Annotated in this window: 15 protein-coding genes; 7 read left to right on the top strand and 8 right to left on the bottom strand. The window is 68.8% G+C overall.

Features of this window, described 5'->3' with window-relative positions; all coding sequences use genetic code 11:
• Positions 1 to 22: 22 nt before the first annotated feature.
• Complete coding sequence (locus ICG51_RS06350) at positions 23 to 568, top strand: gamma carbonic anhydrase family protein (RefSeq protein ID WP_190282141.1); 546 nt, start codon at positions 23 to 25, stop codon at positions 566 to 568.
• Here ICG51_RS06350 and aroE read toward each other — a convergent pair.
• The 4 genes from aroE to ICG51_RS06330 all read right to left on the bottom strand — a co-directional run bounded on the left by aroE (position 565) and on the right by ICG51_RS06330 (position 3,868).
• On the bottom strand, positions 565 to 1,398 hold the full coding sequence (gene aroE / locus ICG51_RS06345; RefSeq protein ID WP_190282140.1) for a shikimate dehydrogenase: 834 nt from the start codon (positions 1,396 to 1,398) through the stop codon (positions 565 to 567). The two genes, ICG51_RS06350 and aroE, sit on opposite strands and share 4 nt — an antisense overlap.
• Positions 1,399 to 1,528: 130 nt before the next feature.
• Positions 1,529 to 2,527, bottom strand: coding sequence for a porphobilinogen synthase (gene hemB / locus ICG51_RS06340; protein WP_190282139.1), 999 nt, complete (start codon positions 2,525 to 2,527; stop codon positions 1,529 to 1,531).
• 28 nt (positions 2,528 to 2,555) lie between these two features.
• The gene (locus ICG51_RS06335; RefSeq protein WP_190282138.1) at positions 2,556 to 2,798 is read right to left on the bottom strand and encodes a hypothetical protein; all 243 of its coding nucleotides are present in this window, start codon (positions 2,796 to 2,798) and stop codon (positions 2,556 to 2,558) included.
• A gap of 71 nt (positions 2,799 to 2,869) precedes the next feature.
• A complete protein-coding gene (locus ICG51_RS06330; protein WP_190282137.1) occupies positions 2,870 to 3,868 on the bottom strand; it encodes a pteridine-dependent deoxygenase in 999 nt (332 codons plus the stop codon).
• Positions 3,869 to 3,998: 130 nt separating this feature from the next.
• On the opposite strand from ICG51_RS06330, the gene ICG51_RS06325 reads away from it, so the two are divergent.
• Positions 3,999 to 6,323 carry a S9 family peptidase gene (locus ICG51_RS06325; RefSeq protein WP_190282136.1) on the top strand — a complete coding sequence of 775 codons (2,325 nt, stop codon included), beginning with the start codon at positions 3,999 to 4,001 and terminating at the stop codon, positions 6,321 to 6,323.
• Positions 6,324 to 6,383: 60 nt separating this feature from the next.
• Here the strand turns inward: ICG51_RS06325 and ICG51_RS06320 are convergent, their stop codons facing one another.
• Both ICG51_RS06320 and ICG51_RS06315 read right to left on the bottom strand, forming a co-directional pair.
• Positions 6,384 to 7,103 (bottom strand): glutathione S-transferase C-terminal domain-containing protein, encoded by a 720-nt coding sequence (locus ICG51_RS06320; protein WP_190282135.1) that lies wholly within the window; start codon positions 7,101 to 7,103, stop codon positions 6,384 to 6,386.
• A gap of 170 nt (positions 7,104 to 7,273) precedes the next feature.
• A complete protein-coding gene (locus tag ICG51_RS06315; protein WP_223809543.1) occupies positions 7,274 to 8,749 on the bottom strand; it encodes an MFS transporter in 1,476 nt (491 codons plus the stop codon).
• A gap of 172 nt (positions 8,750 to 8,921) precedes the next feature.
• Here ICG51_RS06315 and ICG51_RS06310 point away from each other — a divergent pair, with 172 nt between their 5' ends.
• Both ICG51_RS06310 and uvrD read left to right on the top strand, forming a co-directional pair.
• Positions 8,922 to 9,533, top strand: coding sequence for a YqhA family protein (locus ICG51_RS06310; RefSeq protein ID WP_190282134.1), 612 nt, complete (start codon positions 8,922 to 8,924; stop codon positions 9,531 to 9,533).
• Positions 9,534 to 9,569: 36 nt separating this feature from the next.
• Complete coding sequence (gene uvrD / locus ICG51_RS06305) at positions 9,570 to 11,756, top strand: DNA helicase II (protein WP_190282133.1); 2,187 nt, start codon at positions 9,570 to 9,572, stop codon at positions 11,754 to 11,756.
• Positions 11,757 to 11,768: 12 nt separating this feature from the next.
• On the opposite strand, the gene ICG51_RS06300 is transcribed toward uvrD, so the two are convergent.
• Both ICG51_RS06300 and ICG51_RS06295 read right to left on the bottom strand, forming a co-directional pair.
• Complete coding sequence (locus ICG51_RS06300; RefSeq protein WP_190282132.1) at positions 11,769 to 12,050, bottom strand: DUF2782 domain-containing protein; 282 nt, start codon at positions 12,048 to 12,050, stop codon at positions 11,769 to 11,771.
• A gap of 54 nt (positions 12,051 to 12,104) precedes the next feature.
• Positions 12,105 to 13,949, bottom strand: coding sequence for an ABC transporter ATP-binding protein (locus ICG51_RS06295; protein ID WP_190282131.1), 1,845 nt, complete (start codon positions 13,947 to 13,949; stop codon positions 12,105 to 12,107).
• 83 nt (positions 13,950 to 14,032) lie between these two features.
• Here ICG51_RS06295 and polA point away from each other — a divergent pair, with 83 nt between their 5' ends.
• The 3 genes from polA to ICG51_RS06280 all read left to right on the top strand — a co-directional run bounded on the left by polA (position 14,033) and on the right by ICG51_RS06280 (position 17,968).
• Positions 14,033 to 16,831, top strand: a complete 2,799-nt coding sequence (gene polA, locus ICG51_RS06290) for a DNA polymerase I (RefSeq protein WP_190282130.1) — start codon at positions 14,033 to 14,035, stop codon at positions 16,829 to 16,831.
• A 395-nt stretch (positions 16,832 to 17,226) separates the two neighbouring features.
• Positions 17,227 to 17,706, top strand: coding sequence for a YetF domain-containing protein (locus ICG51_RS06285; RefSeq protein WP_190282129.1), 480 nt, complete (start codon positions 17,227 to 17,229; stop codon positions 17,704 to 17,706).
• A gap of 109 nt (positions 17,707 to 17,815) precedes the next feature.
• Positions 17,816 to 17,968 carry an entericidin A/B family lipoprotein gene (locus tag ICG51_RS06280; RefSeq protein WP_190282128.1) on the top strand — a complete coding sequence of 51 codons (153 nt, stop codon included), beginning with the start codon at positions 17,816 to 17,818 and terminating at the stop codon, positions 17,966 to 17,968.
• Positions 17,969 to 18,035 lie beyond the last annotated feature (67 nt).

The following is an 18,035-nucleotide window of genomic DNA, read 5'->3' as shown; positions in this document are numbered from 1 at the left end:
GCGCCGGCGCTAGAATCCAGCCATGAACATCCGACCCTACCGCGGCATCACCCCCACCCTCGGCGCGCGCGCCTACATCGACCCCGCCGCCTGCGTGATCGGCGACGTGGTGCTGGGCGACGACGTGTCGGTGTGGCCGTTCACGGTGATCCGCGGCGACGTCAACTTCGTCCGCATCGGCGACCGCACCAACATCCAGGACGGCTCCGTCATCCACGTCAGCCACGACGGCCCACACGCCAAGCTGGGCGGCTTCGCCACCCGCATCGGCAGCGACGTCACCATCGGCCACAAGGCGATCATCCACGCCTGCACCATCGAGGATGCGGTGCTGGTGGGCATGGGCGCGATCGTGCTGGACGGCGCGGTGGTGAAGAAACACGCCTTCATCGGCGCCGGCGCGCTGGTGGCGCCTGGCAAGGTGGTGGGCGAGGGCGAACTGTGGCTGGGCAACCCGGCGAAGAAGGCGCGGATGCTCAGCGAGGCCGAGATCGAAGCGCTGTACTACAGCGCCGGCCATTACGTGCGGCTGAAGGATGCCTATCTCGCGGGTGACGTGCCGGCCTAGTCGCCGGTGACCAGCGCATCTTTGCGGGCACGCAGCTCGGCATACACCGCTTCGGTTTCCGGGCGCACGCCGTGCCAGAGCAGGAAGCTCTCCGCGGCCTGCTCCACCAGCATGCCGAGCCCGTCCAGCGCCTGCGTGCAGCCGGCGGCGCGGGCCCAGGCCAGGAACGCCACCGCCGCCTCGCCATAGCTCAGGTCCACCGCCACGCTGCGCTGGCCGGCCAGCGACATCGGCAGCGCCGGCAGGGTGCCGCCGCGGGTGGCGGAGGTGGCATTGATGAGCAGGTCGAATTCGCCCAGCCGGTCAAGGTCGTCAAGGCTGCGCGGATGGACGCGGCCGGGCTCGCCCAGCGCATCCGCCAGCGCCTCGCTGCGTGCCGGCGTGCGGTTGGCCACGTAGAGCGAGTGGACGCCGGCATCCAGCAGGGCGGGCGCCACCCCGCGTGCGGCGCCGCCGGCGCCCAGCAGCAGCACGCGGCGCTCGCGCAGGTCCAGGCCGTGGCGCTCGGTCAGGTCGCGCACCAGCCCGCTGCCGTCGGTGTTGTCGCCACGCCAGCCGTGGCCGTCGCGGATCAGGGTATTGGCCGCGCCGGCGCGCTGCGCGCGGGTGCTGGCATTGCCCATGCACAGCGCGAACGCGTCTTCCTTCAGCGGCAGGGTGACGTTGGCGCCGCGCACCTCGCTGGCGGCGAGCTTCGAGGCGAAGTCGGCGTGGCCGGCCTCGATGGCGACGTACTCCATCGCAATGCCGCATTGCCTCGCAAACGCGGCATGGATGCGCGGCGACTGCGAGTGGCTGATGGGTGATCCGAAAACGGCGTAGCGTTGCATGTGCTCTCCCTGCCTGTAGTCGCCGCGTCAACCTCTTCCTGCGCTTTGCCTGTAGGAGCGCACCGCAGGGGAGGACGCTCCAGGCGTGATCTTGCGGACGCGTTCGCGCCCGTTCCGTGCTCCTACGGGATCAGGCCTTCATCCAGCGCGCGGCGTCCAGCGCGAAGTAGGTGAGGATGCCGTCGGCGCCGGCGCGCTTGAACGCGGTCAGTGCTTCCATCGCCACCATCTTCTCGTCGATCCAGCCGTTGGCCGCGGCGGCCTTGATCATCGCGTACTCGCCACTGACCTGGTAGGCGTAGGTCGGGCGCTTGAAGTGCTGTTTCACCCGGTAGAGCACGTCCAGATACGGCAGGCCCGGCTTGACCATCACCATGTCGGCGCCTTCGGCGAGGTCGAGGCCGACTTCGTGCAGCGCCTCGTCGGAGTTGGCCGGGTCCATCTGGTAGGTGTACTTGTTGCCCTTGCCGAGGTTGCCGGCGCTGCCCACCGCGCTGCGGAACGGGCCGTAGAAGGCGCTGGCGTACTTGGCGCTGTAGGCCATGATGCGGGTGTGGATGAAGCCGCTGGCTTCCAGCGCGTCGCGGATCACGCCGATGCGGCCGTCCATCATGTCGGACGGCGACAGCACGTCCACACCGGCGGCGGCGTGCACCAGCGACTGCTTGACCAGCGCTTCGATGGTTTCGTCGTTGAGGATGTAGCCGCTGTCGTCGATCAGCCCGTCCTGCCCGTGGGTGGTGTACGGATCCAGCGCCTGGTCGGTCATCACGCCGAGTTCGGGGAAGCGCGACTTCAGCGCGCGGATGGCGCGCGGGATGATGCCGTTCTCGTCCCAGGCGACGCGGCCGTCGGCGGTCTTGGCGGACGGATCCGGCACACCGAACAGGTCGAGCACCGGGACGCCGAGCTCCAGCGCCTGCTCGCCCACCCGCAGCAGTTCGTCGATCGACAGCCGTTCCACGCCCGGCATCGAACCGACCGGCGCGCGGCCCTGTTCCTCGTGCACGAAGACCGGGTAGATCAGGTCGTTGGTGGTCAGCACGTGCTCGCGCATCAGCCGGCGCGAGAACTCGTCGCGGCGCATGCGCCGCGGACGGACGGGAAAGCGTTGGGCGGGCGTGTTCATGCGGGCATTTTACGCCCGCCGCCGGCGATCAGAGGATGCCGCCGCCCAGCATCAGCCGCAGCGAACCGATGCCGATCGCGAGGATGCACAGGAGCAGGCCGATGATGCCCGACACCCGGCCCTTGCCGCTGGCGATGGCGATGATGGCGAGGATGGCGCCAACCGCCGCGAACGGGATCATGAACCAGTTGCCCCAGCCCAGCAGCGGCACCAGCGCCAGCAACATCCACAGCAGCGAGAGGATGCCCCAGATCAGGCTGACCAGTCCCATGCGCGTTCCCCCGGATTGATGAGACCCACGATATGCAGGATGTCGCCCGCCAATGCAAGCGCGGCGTCGGCTCAGGCGTGGCTGCCGTCGATTTCCACCAGCAGCTCGCGCCGGCAGACGTGGCCGTGCAGCACGACCCGCGGAACAAAGGGCAGGCGCGCCTCCATCAGCGCGTCGACCCGCGCCAGCGCGTCGGCATCGCGCACGTACACCTTCAGCCGCGACGCCGGGCCCGGCTGCGCCGGCAGCGACGGCCGCTGCGCGCGCGCGGTGGCGATCAGGCTGCGCAGGTTCACCAGCACCTCGTCCAGCTGCGCTTCCAGCGAGTCGCCGTGCTGCGAGGCGTGGCCGACCACCGCGGCGGTGCCGGACAGCAGCAGCGGCATCGCGTCCGAGGTCGGCAACAGGGCACGGGCGAAGCCGGGCGGTTGCGGCCCGTACTGCCGCGGGTAGCGCCAGGCCTGCAGTTGGCGCGGATTCTCCAGCGGCGTGCCGGCCTGTTGCGCGGACAGCCAGTACAGCTGGAAGCGGCCGCTGCGCTGCGGGTGGCCGATGGCGGTGGCGGCGGGCAGTTCACCCGGCGCCAGTTCGCGGCCGATGCCGCGCGCGCGGCCGACGCAGAAGCGCCGGTAGCGCTCGTTGTCACCGTCGCCTTCGGTGATCGCGTCGAGGTAGTTCCAGATCCGCAGCGGATGCGGATGGTCGCTGCGCGACAGCCACTGCTGCAGGCGCCGGTAGGCGGCTTCGGCGACCGCCTCGATATCGCCGTCGTCGGCCAGCTCCAGTGCGCCGAACTGCAGCCCGCCACCGCGGCTCCAAGCGATGTCGCCGTCGCGGCCGTGCGACACCGGGCCATCCACCCGCCAGCATTCCAGCGGCGCACGGCCATGCGCCGGGGCCAGCGCCACCCGCAGGTGGCGGGCGTCGTCGTGGCGGGGCGCCGGGGTGGCGTCGAATGCGAACGCCGCCAGCAATCCCGGTTCGGCCAGCACGGCCTCCAGCGACGCGTCGACGAGGTCGATGCGCAGCGGATTGGCGGGCGGGGAGGCGACGGTGGGAAGCGAGGACATCAGGGCGCGAATGATAGCGCGCCGGCATGAGGCGCCGGTCACGGCCCCGACCATTGGCACGGGCGCCGTGGCGGCGCGCGCGCTAGGATCGCCGGCGATGCGCACGGGCGCGAGGACTCTCGGGGATGCAATGGCACGACATTCGAACGCGGTCTGGCTGGCGGGGGCGCTGCTGATGGCGGGCGCGGGCACGGCGACGGCGCAGGCGGTCACCACGGCCGACTACGAGCGCGCGGTGAAGATGCTGGGTGATCGCACCGCACCGCTGTTGGACCAGGCGTTGAGCGGCGCCAGCTGGTTGGACGACAACACACTGGTGTACCGGCTGGCCGACAACGGCAAGGTGCAGGTGCTGCGCTTCGATCCGGGCACCGGCAAGTCCGCGCCCGCGTTCGACGCGAAGGCGCTGGCCGCGGCGATGAACGCGGCGGCAAGTGGCAAGGGCAAGCCGGTCGATCCCGACAAGCTGCCGCCACTGCAGGTCGAGCGCGAAGCCGACGGCAGCCTGCTGCTGCGCAGCCGCGGCAGTGCGTTCCGCTGCGCCGCCGACGGTTGCAAGGTCGAGGCGAAGCCCGCGCCGAAGTCCGGCAGCGAGCCCGGCGCGGCCTCGCCCGACGGCAAGCGCGCGGCCTTCATCCGCGACTGGAACCTGTGGCTGCGCGACCTCGCCAGCGGCCAGGAAACCCAGCTCACCTTCGACGGCGTCCGTGACTACGGCTATGCCACCGACAACGCCGGCTGGAAGCACACCGACAACGCCATCGTGGTGTGGTCGCCGGACGGCACGAAGATCGCCACCTTCCAGCAGGACCAGCGCAAGACCAGCACCATGACCATGGTCAGCACCAATGTCGGCGCGCCCGAGGTGCAGCAGTGGAAATACCCGTTCGCCGGCGACAAGGACGTGACGCTGATCGAGCGCGTGATCATCGACCTGTCCGGCGCCAGGCCGAACGTCGTGCGCCTGCAGATGCCGGCCGACCAGCACCGCTCCACCTGCAGCGACGACATCGTCTGCGATGACGGCTGGGAAGACGTGCAATGGGCGAAGGACGGCAAGACCCTCGCCTTCGTCAGCACCGACCGGGGCCACAAGTCGGCCACCCTGCGCGTAGCCGATGTCGCCACCGGCAAGGTCCGCGACGTGTTTACCGAAACCGTGGCGACCCAGTACCAGAGCGCGCCCACGCTGAGCTCGGTGAACTGGCGCTACCTGCCGGAGAGCAACGAGTTCCTGTGGTTCTCGCAGAAGTCCGACTGGGGTCATCTGTACCTGCACGACCTGGCGACCGGCAAGCTGAAGCGCCAGCTCACCAGCGGCGACTGGAACGTCACCAGGATCCTCCGCCTGGATCCGGCCAGCCGCCAGCTGTGGGTCACCGGCGTCGGCCGCGAGGCCGGGCGCGACCCGTACTTCTCGCACCTCTACAGCGTCTCGATGGACGGTGGCGAGCCGCGGCTGCTGACTCCGGAAAACGCGAACCATGCGGTGACCCTGTCCGAGGACGGCAAGTACTTCGCCGATGTGTATTCGACGATCGCCGACGCCCCGGTGGCGCTGGTGCGTGATGCCGACGGGAAGCAGGTGGCGGCGCTGGCAAAGACCGACCTGACCCGCCTCAAGGCGGCCGGCTGGGTGGCGCCGGAATCGTTCACGGTCAAGGCCCGCGACGGCAAGACGGATCTGTACGGCCAGATGTTCAAGCCGTCCAACTTCGATCCGGCCAGGAAGTACCCGGTCATCACCTACATCTACCCCGGCCCGCAGGTGGGTTCGGTGCGCAGCCGCAGCTTCCAGCCCGCGCACGGCGACCACCAGGCGCTGGCCGAGCTGGGCTTCGTGGTGATCGCCGTGGATGGCATGGGCACGCCGCTGCGCAGCAAGTCCTTCCAGGACGCGTGGTACGGCGACATGGCCGACAACACCCTGCCGGACCAGGTGGCGGCGCTGAAGCAGCTGGGCGAGCGCCATCCGTGGATCGACACCACCCGTGCGGGCATCTGGGGCCACTCCGGCGGCGGCAACGCCACCGCCGCGGCGATGTTCCGCTACCCGGACGTCTACAAGGTCGGCATCGCCGAATCCGGCAACCACGACAACCTGACCTACGAGGACGACTGGGCCGAGCGCTACCACGGTCTGCTGGAAAAGAAGGCCGACGGGTCCACCAACTACACCGGCCAGGACAACGCCGCGCTGGCGAAGAACCTCAAGGGGAAACTCTTTCTGCTGCACGGCATGATGGACGACAACGTGCCGGTGCAGTCCACCCTGCAGGTGGTCGATGCGCTGATGAAGGCCAACAAGGATTTCGACCTGCTGTTGCTGCCGCATGCGCGCCATGGCTTCGGCGTGGACAGCTACTACGTGATGCGTCGGCGCTGGGACTACTTCGTGAAGAACCTCATTGGCGCCGAGCCGCCGAAGGCGTTCGAGGTCAAGCCGCAGTTCTGACGCTGCGGACAGGATCGCAATGCACGACGGCGCCGCAGGGCGCCGTCGTCGTTTCCGGGCTCAGCGCGGGCCCTGTCCGAACAGGATCTTCTTCTCCTCGTCCGAGAGCGGCTTGCCGGTGGCCGGGTTGACCTGCTGCGCCAGCGCGTAGGCGCGCTGGGTAGCCGGGCGCGCGGCGATCGCCTCGCGCCAGCGACGGACCTGGGCGAAAGGTTCAAGATCCAGCGGCGCGGAGGTGTAGGCGCCAACCCACGGATAGCAGGCCATGTCGGCGATGCTGTACTCGTCGCCGGCGATGAAGGCGCGGCCTTCCAGCCGCCGGTCCAGCACGCCCAGCAGGCGTTCGGCTTCCTTGCGGTAGCGCTCGCGTGCATAGGGCACCACTTCCGGCGCGTAGACGTGGAAATGGCCGTACTGGCCGGTCATCGGCCCCAGCCCTGCCATCTGCCAGAACAGCCATTCATCGACCACGATGCGCTGGCGCAGCGCGGCCCGCGCGTCGGCGCCGGCGGCCACGCCGGTGAAACGACCGGCCTTGTCGGACAGGTAGCGCAGGATCGCGCCGGATTCGAACACGCTGATCGGCTCGCCGCCGTCGGCGGGGGCGTGGTCGACGATCGCCGGCATCTTGTTGTTCGGCGAGATCGCCAGGAACGCTGGCTCGAACTGCGCGCCCTTGCCGATGTCCACCGGATGGATGGCGTAGGGCAGGCCGGCCTCCTCCAGCAGCAGGGTGATCTTGTGGCCGTTCGGGGTGGGCCAGTAGTACAGGTCGATCATGGCGGGCGCTCCGTGGGGGAAGGCGCCACTGTAACGCCGCAGTAGCGGCCGGCCAGCGACGGACCAGGTGGCCGGCCGCCTGATGTGTCGGGCAGCGCCAGGCCACGTTGGACCTGCGGCGCGCGGCAGCTGCGCCGCTCCGCCGGATCGCCGCGACGGCGGCGTGGCGCCTAGTGCCCGCCGCCGGCGCCCAGTCGGTCGAGGTCGATGCCCTGCCGGCGCAGCGCGCCGCTGGCGGTGACGGCATAGAACGCGAGGTAGGCGAAGCAGGCCACGCCGACCCAGAAGCTCATGTGCACGCCCACGCGGTCGGCCAGCGCACCCTGCGCCAGGCTGACCCAGCCACCGCCCATGATCATCATGATCAGCAGGCTGCTGCCCTGGTTGGTATGGCGACCGAGGCCGGCGATCGCCAGCGCGAAGATGCACGGCCACATCGTGCTGCAGAACAGGCCGACGCTGATGAAGGCGACCACGCTGGTCTTGCCGGTGGTGAACATGCCGACCAGCAGCGCGGCGATGCCGCACAGCGCGAAATACAGCAGCATCCGCGCCGGGTTGCCGCGGCTGAGCCAGGTGGCGGCGATCATCAGCAGGATCACTCCGGCGTAGCCGTAGAACTGCGACACGTCGTGCCGGGCGATCGCATTCACCGCCAGATACACGCCGAAGGCCAGGAACGGCAGGATCAGCATCAGCATCCTGCGCACGCCGGCGTCCACCTCGAACGCACCGGCCGCGCCGGTCCAGCGGCCGATCATCAGGCTGGCCCAGTACAGCGACACATACGGCGCCAGGTGGTGGTTCTCGATTCCCAGGCCTTCGTGCAGGTAGGCCGGCAGGTTGGAGATGGTGGAGACCTCCACGCCGACGTAGACGAAGATCGCCAGCATCCCCAGCGCCAGCTGCGGATAGGCGAAGGCCGAGGACTTGTGCGCAAGCTTCGAGCTGTCCTCGGCCTCGTCCGTGGCCACCGCCTCCAGGTCGATGTGGTTGGGCACCGACGAGAACCGGATGAACAGGGCCACCAGCACGAACGCCGCGCCAAGCACCAGGTAAGGAACCTTCACGCTCTCGATGCTGGCCTCGGTGTTGCCGGTGGCCAGGCTGCCGAAGATGGCGAAGCTGACCAGCAGCGGCCCGATCGTCGTGCCGAAATTGTTGACGCCGCCAGCCATGGTCAGGCGCTGCGCGCCGGTGGCCGGGTTGCCCATCACGATCGCCAGCGGGTTGGCGGCGATCTGCTGCAGGGCGAACCCCAGGCCGACGATGAACAGGCCGCTCAGCATCAACGCGAAGGAGCCGGTGTTGGCGGCCGGATAGAACAGCAGGGTGCCGAGTGCCGATACCAGCAGGCCCAGGCAGATGCCGTTGCGGTAGCCGATGCGGTCCAGCAGGTCGCGGCCCAGCAGCTTCGACGCCGCCATGTAGGCCAGCGAGCCCACCGTGTAGGCCACGTAGAACGCCATCGAGACCCACTGGCTCTGTGCTTGGGTCAGCCCGAACGCCTTCTTGAACACAGGGATCAGGATGTCGTTGCTGGCGGCGACGAAGCCCCAGAAGAAGAACACGGTGATCAGGACGCTGAACTGCGCCCATCGGGTCTGCTGCTGTGCCATGGTGCCCCGCGTGTAGGTGGTCGTCATCGACGGGCGAGCGTCCATCGCCGCCGGGCCCGCTCCCCAGTCCGGGCAGTACAGCGCCGCAGCGGCGGCTTGTACAGGTCCGCGGGCGGCTCTGCAAACGTTTTCCCAGACGGTTGACGGCGCTGCCGCCAGCCGTTGCAATGCAGCATTCCCTGCCGACCCACCCCCGCCGATGCAGCCTGAAACCACCCCCCGCCTGTCGCCCCTGGCCGCCCTGATCTTCTCCTCGCGCTGGCTGCAGCTGCCGCTGTACCTGGGCCTGATCGTGGCGCAGGCCATCTATGTCTGGCAGTTCGGGGTGGAGCTGGTGCACCTGATCGACCAGGTGTTCCTGGGCGGCCACGCGGCGGAGGTGGCGGCCAATGCCGCGGTGCCGGCCGAGCCCGAGAAGAGCGCCGAGATCGTGATCATGCTGATCGTGCTCGGCCTGATCGACGTGGTGATGATCTCCAACCTGCTGGTGATGGTGATCGTGGGTGGCTACGAGACCTTCGTCTCGCGGCTGCGCCTGCACGGCCACCCCGACCAGCCGGAATGGCTCAGCCATGTCAACGCCAGCGTGCTCAAGGTCAAGCTGGCGATGGCGATCATCGGCATCTCCTCGATTCACCTGCTGAAAACCTTCATCGAAATCGGCGACCTCGGCGCTCCCGGCAACGGATTCACCGAGGCTGGGGTGATGTGGCAGACCATCATCCACTGCGTGTTCATCTTCTCGGCCGTCGGCATCGCCTGGACCGACAAGCTCATGCACGGCGTGTCCAACGGCAAACAGGCACACTGAGGCAGGGACGGCGTGACGCCCCGGTAGAATGGTGGGATGGATGTTTCCCACCTTCTCGATGGGCTGAACCCGGCCCAGCGCGAGGCCGTTTCCGCCGCGCCCGGGCACTACCTCGTGCTGGCGGGTGCCGGCTCCGGCAAGACCCGCGTCCTCACCCACCGCATCGCCTGGCTGCACGAGGTGTTCGGGGTGCCGCTGCACGGCATCCTCGCGGTGACCTTCACCAACAAGGCCGCCGGTGAGATGCGCGCGCGCATCGCCGCGCAGCTGGGCGGCGAGCCGCGCGGCGCGTGGATCGGCACCTTCCACGGCCTGGCCCACCGCCTGCTGCGCCTGCACTGGCAGGAAGCGAAGCTGCCGGAAGGCTTCCAGGTGCTGGACAGCGATGACCAATTGCGCCTGGTCAAGCGCGTGGTGCAGCAGCTGGAGCTGGACGACGGCCAGTTCCCCCCGCGCCAGATCGCGTGGTGGATCAACGCGCAGAAGGACGAAGGCCGCCGCCCGCAGCACATCCAGCCGGCCGCGAACGACCCGTGGAACGACGCCCTGCTGCGCGCCTACGCCGCCTACCAGGAACGCTGCGAGCGCGCCGGGTTGGTCGACTTCGCCGAGCTGCTGCTGCGCGCGCACGAACTGCTGCGCGAGAACCCGGCACTGCTGGCGCACTACCGCCACCGTTTCGGCCAGATCCTGGTGGACGAGTTCCAGGACACCAACGCCATCCAGTACGGCTTCGTGCGCCTGCTGGCCGGCGACAGCGGGCAGGTGTTCGTGGTCGGCGACGACGACCAGGCCATCTACGGCTGGCGCGGCGCCAAGGTCGAGAACGTGCAGCGCTTCCTGCGCGATTTCAGTGGGGCGCAGACCATCCGGCTGGAGCAGAACTACCGCTCCACCAGCAATATCCTCAATGCCGCCAACGCGGTGATCGCCCACAACGACGACCGCCTGGGCAAGCGCTTGTGGACCGAGGCTGGCGAAGGCGAGGCTATCGACCTGTACGCCGCCTACAACGAGATGGACGAGGCCGCCTACGTGGTGGACCGGATCTCGCAGTGGGTGCGCGACGGCGGTAGTCACGGCGACGCCGCCATCCTCTATCGCAGCAACGCGCAGTCGCGCGCGTTCGAAGAGGAGCTGCTGAAGCGGCAGATCCCCTACCGCGTCTACGGCGGCATGCGCTTCTTCGAGCGCGCCGAGATCAAGGACGCGCTGGCCTACCTGCGCCTGCTGGCCAACCGCGATGACGACGCGGCGTTCGAACGTGCGGTCAACACGCCGGTGCGCGGCATCGGTGACCGTACGCTGGACGAGATCCGCCGTGCCGCCCGCGAGCATCGCGAGTCGCTGTGGCGGGCCTCGCGCCGGCTGTGCGAGCACTCGACGTTGGCCGCGCGCGCGCGCAACGCGGTGGCAGGTTTCCTGCAGTTGATCGACGCCTTGGCCGGCGAAACCGCGGCGATGCCGCTGGCGGAAAAGATCGACCACGCGCTGGCGCGATCCGGCCTGCGCGTGCACTACGAGAACGAATCGCGCGGCCAGCAGGACTCGCGCACCGACAACCTCGACGAACTGGTGTCGGTGGCGTCGCGCTTCGTGCGCGGCGACGAGGAAGACGCGGCGTCGATGCCGGAGCTGGTCGCGTTCCTCGCCTACGCGGCGCTGGAAGCCGGTGAGGGCCAGGCGCAGGCCGGCGAGGACGGCGTCCAGCTGATGACCCTGCACAGCGCCAAGGGCCTGGAGTTCCCGCTGGTGTTCCTGGTCGGGCTGGAAGAAGGGCTGTTCCCCAACATGCGCTCGGCCGAGGAGCCAGGCCGGATGGCCGAGGAGCGCCGGCTGGCCTACGTGGGCATCACCCGCGCGCGCCAGCAGCTGGTGCTGTGCCATGCCGAATCGCGCCGCATCCACGGCAGCGACATGTACGGCCTGCCGTCGCGCTTCCTGCGCGAGATCCCCAAGCCGCTGCTGCGCGAGATCCGCCCGAAGCCGCAGGCCACATTCGCGCGCGGCGGCTTCACCCCGCAGCCGCGCCGCGACTTCGGCCACGCCCCACTGGAAGCGCCGCCGGTGCGGCTGGGCGCCAACGTCCGCCATCCGAAGTTCGGCACCGGCTTCGTCACCGACGTGGAAGGCAGCGGCCCGCACGCGCGCGTGCAGGTGAATTTCGACGAGGTCGGCTCGAAGTGGCTGGTGCTGGCGTACGCGAACCTGACGCCGGCGTGATGACCCGCGTGCTTACCAGCTGAACAGCTTGTAATAGGTCATCGGCCCGCCCTTGGCGTCGGCGTCGTTGACCACGCCGTCGCCGTTGCGGTCGTAGATGTAATAGGCGGGGCCGCGCGCGGGCACCACCTTGACCATGGTCAGGCGCCCGCTGACGCGGTATTCGGTGACCACGTCGCCGTTGGCTTCGGTGCGGGTGGCCGGCACCGCATCCGTCGGCAGCATCTCTTCCGGGGAGGCGGTGGCACAGGCGGCCAATGCCAGCGTCAGTGCGAGGGGCAGGGCGATGCGCATGGCGTTGTCCTCGGGAAGGGTGCGGCAAGTATGCGCGATACGCGGCGGCCGGGATCAGCCGCCCGCCAACGCATCCAGTTCCAGAAAGCCGCCCGACTGCCGCTTCCACAGCTGCGCATACAGGCCGCCGCGCGCGAGCAGTTCCTCGTGCGTGCCGGTTTCGGCGATGCGCCCGGCGTCCATCACCACCAGTCGGTCCATCGCCGCGATCGTGGAGAGCCGGTGCGCGATCGCGATCACCGTCTTGCCCTGCATCAGCCGGTACAGGTTCTCCTGGATCACCGCCTCGACTTCGGAGTCCAGCGCCGAGGTCGCTTCGTCCAGCACCAGGATCGGCGCGTTCTTCAGCAGCACGCGGGCGATGGCGATGCGCTGGCGCTGGCCGCCCGACAGTTTCACGCCGCGCTCGCCGACCTGCGCGTCCAGCCCGCGCCGGCCTTGCGAATCCACCAGCTCGGCGATGAAGCCGTCTGCGTTCGCCTGGCGCGCCGCGTCGAGCAGGTCCGCCTCGCTCGCATCGGGCCGGCCGTAGAGGATGTTCTCGCGCACCGAGCGGTGCAGCAGCGACGTGTCCTGGGTGACCACGCCGATCTGCGCGCGCAGAGAGTCCTGCTGCACGCCCGCCACGTCGATGCCATCGATGGTGATCCGCCCGGCTTCCACGTCATGGAAGCGCAGCAGCAGGTTCACCAGCGTCGACTTGCCGGCGCCGCTGCGGCCGACCACGCCGATCTTCTCGCCCGGCGCGATGTGCAGGTCGAGGTGCTCGATCACGCCGCTGCCCTTGCCGTAGTGGAAGGCCACGTTCTCGAAGCGCACATCGCCACGCACCTGCGGCAGTGCCGGTGCACCCGGGGCGTCATCGACGGTGGGTGGCAGCGAGATCGAGCTGATGCCGTCGTGCACGGTGCCGATGTTCTCGAACAGCGCCGACAGCTCCCACATGATCCAGTGCGACATGCCCAGCAGGCGCAGCGCCAGCGCCGACGCCACCGCCACCGCGCCCACGCTGACCATGCCCTGCAGCCACAGCCAGATGCCGAGCGCGGCCACCGCGAACAGCAGCGCCATGTTCAGTGCGTACAGCAGGCTGTAGACGTTGGTGGCCAGCCGCATCTGCCGGTACACGGTGGACAGGAACCCGTCCATCGCTTCGCGCGCATACGCCTGCTCGCGGCGCGAATGCGAGAACAGCTTGACCGTGGCGATGTTGGTGTAGCTGTCCACGATCCGGCCGGTCATGGTGCTGCGTGCATCGGCCTGCTCCTGCGAGACCTTGCCCATCTGCGGCACGAACCAGCGCATCAGCAGCCCGTAGCAGGCCAGCCACCCGGCGAACGGCAGCATCAGGCGCCAGTCCGCGCTGGCCGCCACCAGCAGGGTGCCGCCGAAGTACACCAGCACGTAGTTGCCGATGTCGAACAGCTTGACCACGGTCTCGCGCACGGCCAGCGATGTCTGCATCAGCTTGGTGGCGATGCGCCCGGCGAACTCGTCCTGGAAATAGCCCATCGACTGCCGCAGCAGGTAGCGGTGCACGTTCCAGCGGATCCGCATCGGGAAATTCCCGAGCAGGGTCTGGTGCTGCACCGCCGAGTTCAGCCATACCAGCAGCGGCAGCCCGAACAGGACCAGCACCGCCATCCAGGCCAGCCGCGGGCCTTCCGCGGCGAGGAACCCGGCCACGCCCAGCGCGTTCATCCGGTCCACCAGCGCACCGACGTAGGCGTACAGCGCCACTTCCGCCAGCGCGATGGCGGCGGTGGTCGCGGCCATCAGCAGCAGCCAGCGCTCAGCGCCGCGGGTGAAATGGCGGCAGAACGCATACAGGCTTGCCGGCGGCTGCGCGGGCGGCGCGTCGGGGAAGGGATCGAGGCGGGATTCGAACCAGCGCAGCATGCGGGTGTTCCAGGCGGGGCAGCGCATTGTGCCGTGCGTCCGCCGTTCCTGCCTTCGCGTGGCCGCGGCATTAGAATCGCCCGATGACGAAGCTCGTGCTGATCGACGGTTCCTCCTACCTCTACCGCGCCTTCCACGCGCTGCCGCCGCTGACCAACGCGGCCGGCGAGCCGACCGGCGCGCTGTTCGGCGTGGTCAACATGCTGCGCGGCCACCTGAAGGAGAAACCCGAGCACATCGCCTTCGTGGTCGATGCGCCCGGCAAGACCTTCCGCGACGAGATGTACCCCGAGTACAAGGCCAACCGCCCGCCGATGCCGGACGAGCTGCGCGCGCAGATCGAGCCGATGATGGAGATCGTGGCGGCGCTGGGCATCCCGATCCTGCGCGAGCAGGGGGTGGAGGCCGACGACGTGATCGGCACGCTGGCGCTGCAGGCGGCGGCGCAGGGCCTGGAGGTGACCATTTCCACCGGCGACAAGGACTTCGCCCAGCTGGTGCGGCAGCCCGCAGCCGGCGCGGGGTCGGTCGCGCTGGTCAATACCATGAGCGGCAGCCGCATGGACTCGGACGCGGCGGTGATCGACAAGTTCGGCGTGCGCGCCGGCCAGATCGTCGACCTGCTGGCGCTGATGGGCGATGCCATCGACAACGTGCCCGGCGTCGACAAGTGCGGGCCGAAGACCGCTGCCAAATGGCTGGCCGAATACGGCAGCCTCGACGGGGTGATCGCCAACGCCGCCGCGATCAAAGGCAAGGTTGGCGACAACCTGCGCACGGCGCTGGCGCGGCTGCCGATGAACCGCGACCTGGTCACCATCAAGACCGACGTGACGCTGGCGCAGGCGCCGACCGACCTTGCGCTGCGCGAGCGCGACGTGGATGCGCTGCGCACGCTGTACGCGCGCTACGGCTTCAACCAGGCGCTGAAGGAGCTGGACGGCGGCGCGTCGACCGGCACGGTGGCGAACCGGGAGCCGGGTGTGGCGCGCGGCGGCGGCTTCGTCGCCCCGGCCACGCCTGCGATGCAAACGGACATCGACCCCGCGCTGTCCGCGCCGGGCGAATACGAAACGGTGCTGGCCGAAACGCAGCTGGCAGACTGGATCGCGAAGCTGCGGGCCGCCGACGAATTCGCCTTCGACAGCGAGACCGACAGCCTCGACCCGCTGCGCGCCAACCTGGTCGGCCTGAGCTTCAGCGTCGAGCCCGGCAGGGCCTGCTACGTCCCGCTGGGCCACGATTATCCCGGTGCGCCCGCGCAGCTGCCGCGCGAGGCGGTGCTCGCGGCGCTGCGCCCGCTGCTGTCGGATCCGGCGAAGAAGAAGCTGGGCCAGCACGGCAAGTACGACCTGCACGTGCTGCGCCGGCACGGCGTGGACGTGCGCGGCTATGCCGACGACACCATGCTGGAGAGCTTCGTGCTCAGCGCCGGCATCGCCCGCCACGACATGGACTCGCTGGCCAAGCGCCATCTCGGCTACGACACCATCAAGTACGAAGCCGTGGCCGGCAAGCGCGCCAAGCAGATCCCGTTCTCGCAGGTCGCCATCGACGACGCCACCCGCTATGCGGCCGAGGATGCCGACATCACCCTGCGCCTGCACCGCGTGCTGCGCGCGAAGCTGCAGGCCGAGCCCGCGCTGGACGCGGTCTACCGCGACATCGAGATGCCGCTAGTGCCGGTGCTGGCGCGGGTGGAGGCGAACGGCGTGCTGGTCGATGCCGACGAACTGCGCCGCCAGTCGGCGGAGCTGGGCCGGCGCATGCTGGCCGCGCAGCAGCAGGCCACCGAACTGGCCGGCCGCAGCTTCAATCTCGACTCGCCCAAGCAGCTGTGCGCACTGCTGTTCGACGAGTTGAAGCTGCCGGCACTGGTGAAGACCCCCAGCGGCGCGCCGTCCACCAACGAGGAGGCGCTGGAAGCGATCGCCGACCAGCACCCGCTGCCGCGGATCATCCTGGAATACCGCGGTCTGGCCAAGCTGCGCAGCACCTATACGGACAAGCTGCCGGAGATGGTCAACCCCGACACCGGCCGCGTGCATACCAGCTACCACCAGGCCGGCGCGGCCACGGGGCGGCTGTCATCGTCCGACCCCAACCTCCAGAACATCCCGATCCGCAGCGAGGAGGGCCGGCGCATCCGCACCGCTTTCATCGCGCCGCCGGGCCGCAAGCTGGTGGCCTGCGACTACTCGCAGATCGAGCTGCGCATCATGGCCCACCTGTCGCAGGACCCGGCGCTGCTGCGCGCGTTCGCGGAGGGCGCCGATATCCACCGCGCCACCGCCGCCGAGGTGTTCGGCAAGCCGATCGCCGAGGTGTCGGGCAACGAGCGCCGCGCCGCCAAGGCGATCAACTTCGGCCTGATCTACGGCATGGGCGCGTTCGGGCTGGCCAAGCAGCTGGGCGTTGGCCGCGGCGAGGCGCAGGACTACATCGCGCTGTACTTCAGCCGCTATCCGGGCGTGCGCGACTACATGGAGCGCACCCGCCAGCAGGCGCGCGATGCCGGTTACGTCGAAACCGTGTTCGGCCGGCGGCTGGCGCTGGACTACATCCACTCGCGCAATGCCGCCCAGCGCGCCGGCGCCGAGCGCGCCGCGATCAACGCGCCGATGCAGGGCACCGCCGCCGACATCATTAAGCGTGCGATGGTGCGGGTGGACGCCTGGCTGGCCGACCAGCGCACCGCAGCAGGTGGAAGCCGCTCACTGATGATCCTGCAGGTGCATGACGAACTGGTATTCGAGGCCGACGCCGACTTCGTGCCCGTGCTGCTGGAACAGGTGCCGGCGCTGATGGCGGGCGCGGCCGACCTGCGGGTGCCCCTGGTGGTGGACAGCGGGGTGGGCGACAACTGGGACGAGGCCCATTAGGCGGCAGAAAGCGTGAACTGGTGCGTGTTCCGAAGGCTTCCGCGGAAATGCAATGAATCATTCCTGAACCCAACGGTTTTTTAACTGGAATCTTCACGAACCATCCATGTTGGAAGTGGTCATATAGCTCGCAACAGGTGCAACGCCTGTTGCCGATCACTACCCCTCCCCTGGTGTGATCACCCGGAAGGTGCAGGTCCTCCCCAACCGGCCTTCCCCGGCCCCGCAGTCCCCCCTGGCTGCGGGGCTTTTTTATGGACGTCTTCTGGCGGCCGCAAACAGCGAGGTCAGCCGCTGTCGTTGCGCCCCCTTGCTGATGGCGCTTTGCTCCATGCGGATTTCATGCGGGCCGTGCGTTGCTAATGTGGCTAGCGGGCACCAGCGGAGGAATCCACATGTACGAGCTGTTCCATCTTTCCGCGCCTTGGTGGCACTTCGTGCTGCGGGCCTGCGTGATCTACGTGCTGGTGATGGTGCTGGTGCGGGTCTCCGGCAAGCGCGCAGTGGGGCAGTTCACCCCGTTCGACCTGGTATTGCTGATCCTGATCGGCAACGCCGTGCAGAACGGCATCAATGGTGGCGACAACTCGCTGACTGGCGCGGTGATCATGGCCACCACCCTGATCACACTCAACTACCTGGTGGCTTGGCAAACCTCGCGCAACCGCATGGTGGAGCGCTGGGTCGAGGGCGAGCCAGTGGTGCTGGCGCGGGATGGAAAGGTTTTCAGGCAGGTGCTGCGGCGCGAGCTGGTCAGTCACGACGACTTCGCCGAAGCGCTGCGGATGAACAACATCGACGATGTCGGTGACGTGCGCCTTGCCCTGCTCGAGACCAACGGGCGGATCTCGGTGATACCGCGGGAGCACGATTAGGTCGCGTACGCGACGTTCATCCTGGGTTGGGTTGGCGCGTCCGGCATGCACGTCTGCTTCACGCCGCAGCAGAGTAAATGACCGCACCCCCGACAGTGAAGGAGTCCCCATGAAGCGCTTGATCGCCCTGCTGATGCTGGTCATGTTCTCCAGCATGGTCCTGACCGCCTGCAACACCGTTGCCGGCGCGGGCAAGGATGTACAGAAGGCCGGTGAAAAGGTCGAAGAAAAGGCCCAGGACTGCAAGGACATGAAGTGCTGATGGCTTCCCCCGCGCCGCCCACCCTGCAGGGACGCAGGTGGAGACGGCGCGGGGGGCAGGCTTGCCT

The organism is Thermomonas sp. XSG (assembly GCF_014678725.1).
GTDB lineage: Bacteria > Pseudomonadota > Gammaproteobacteria > Xanthomonadales > Xanthomonadaceae > Thermomonas.
The sequence above is the reverse complement of the archived record's forward strand: the minus strand, read 5'-3'. Positions and strand labels throughout refer to the sequence as shown.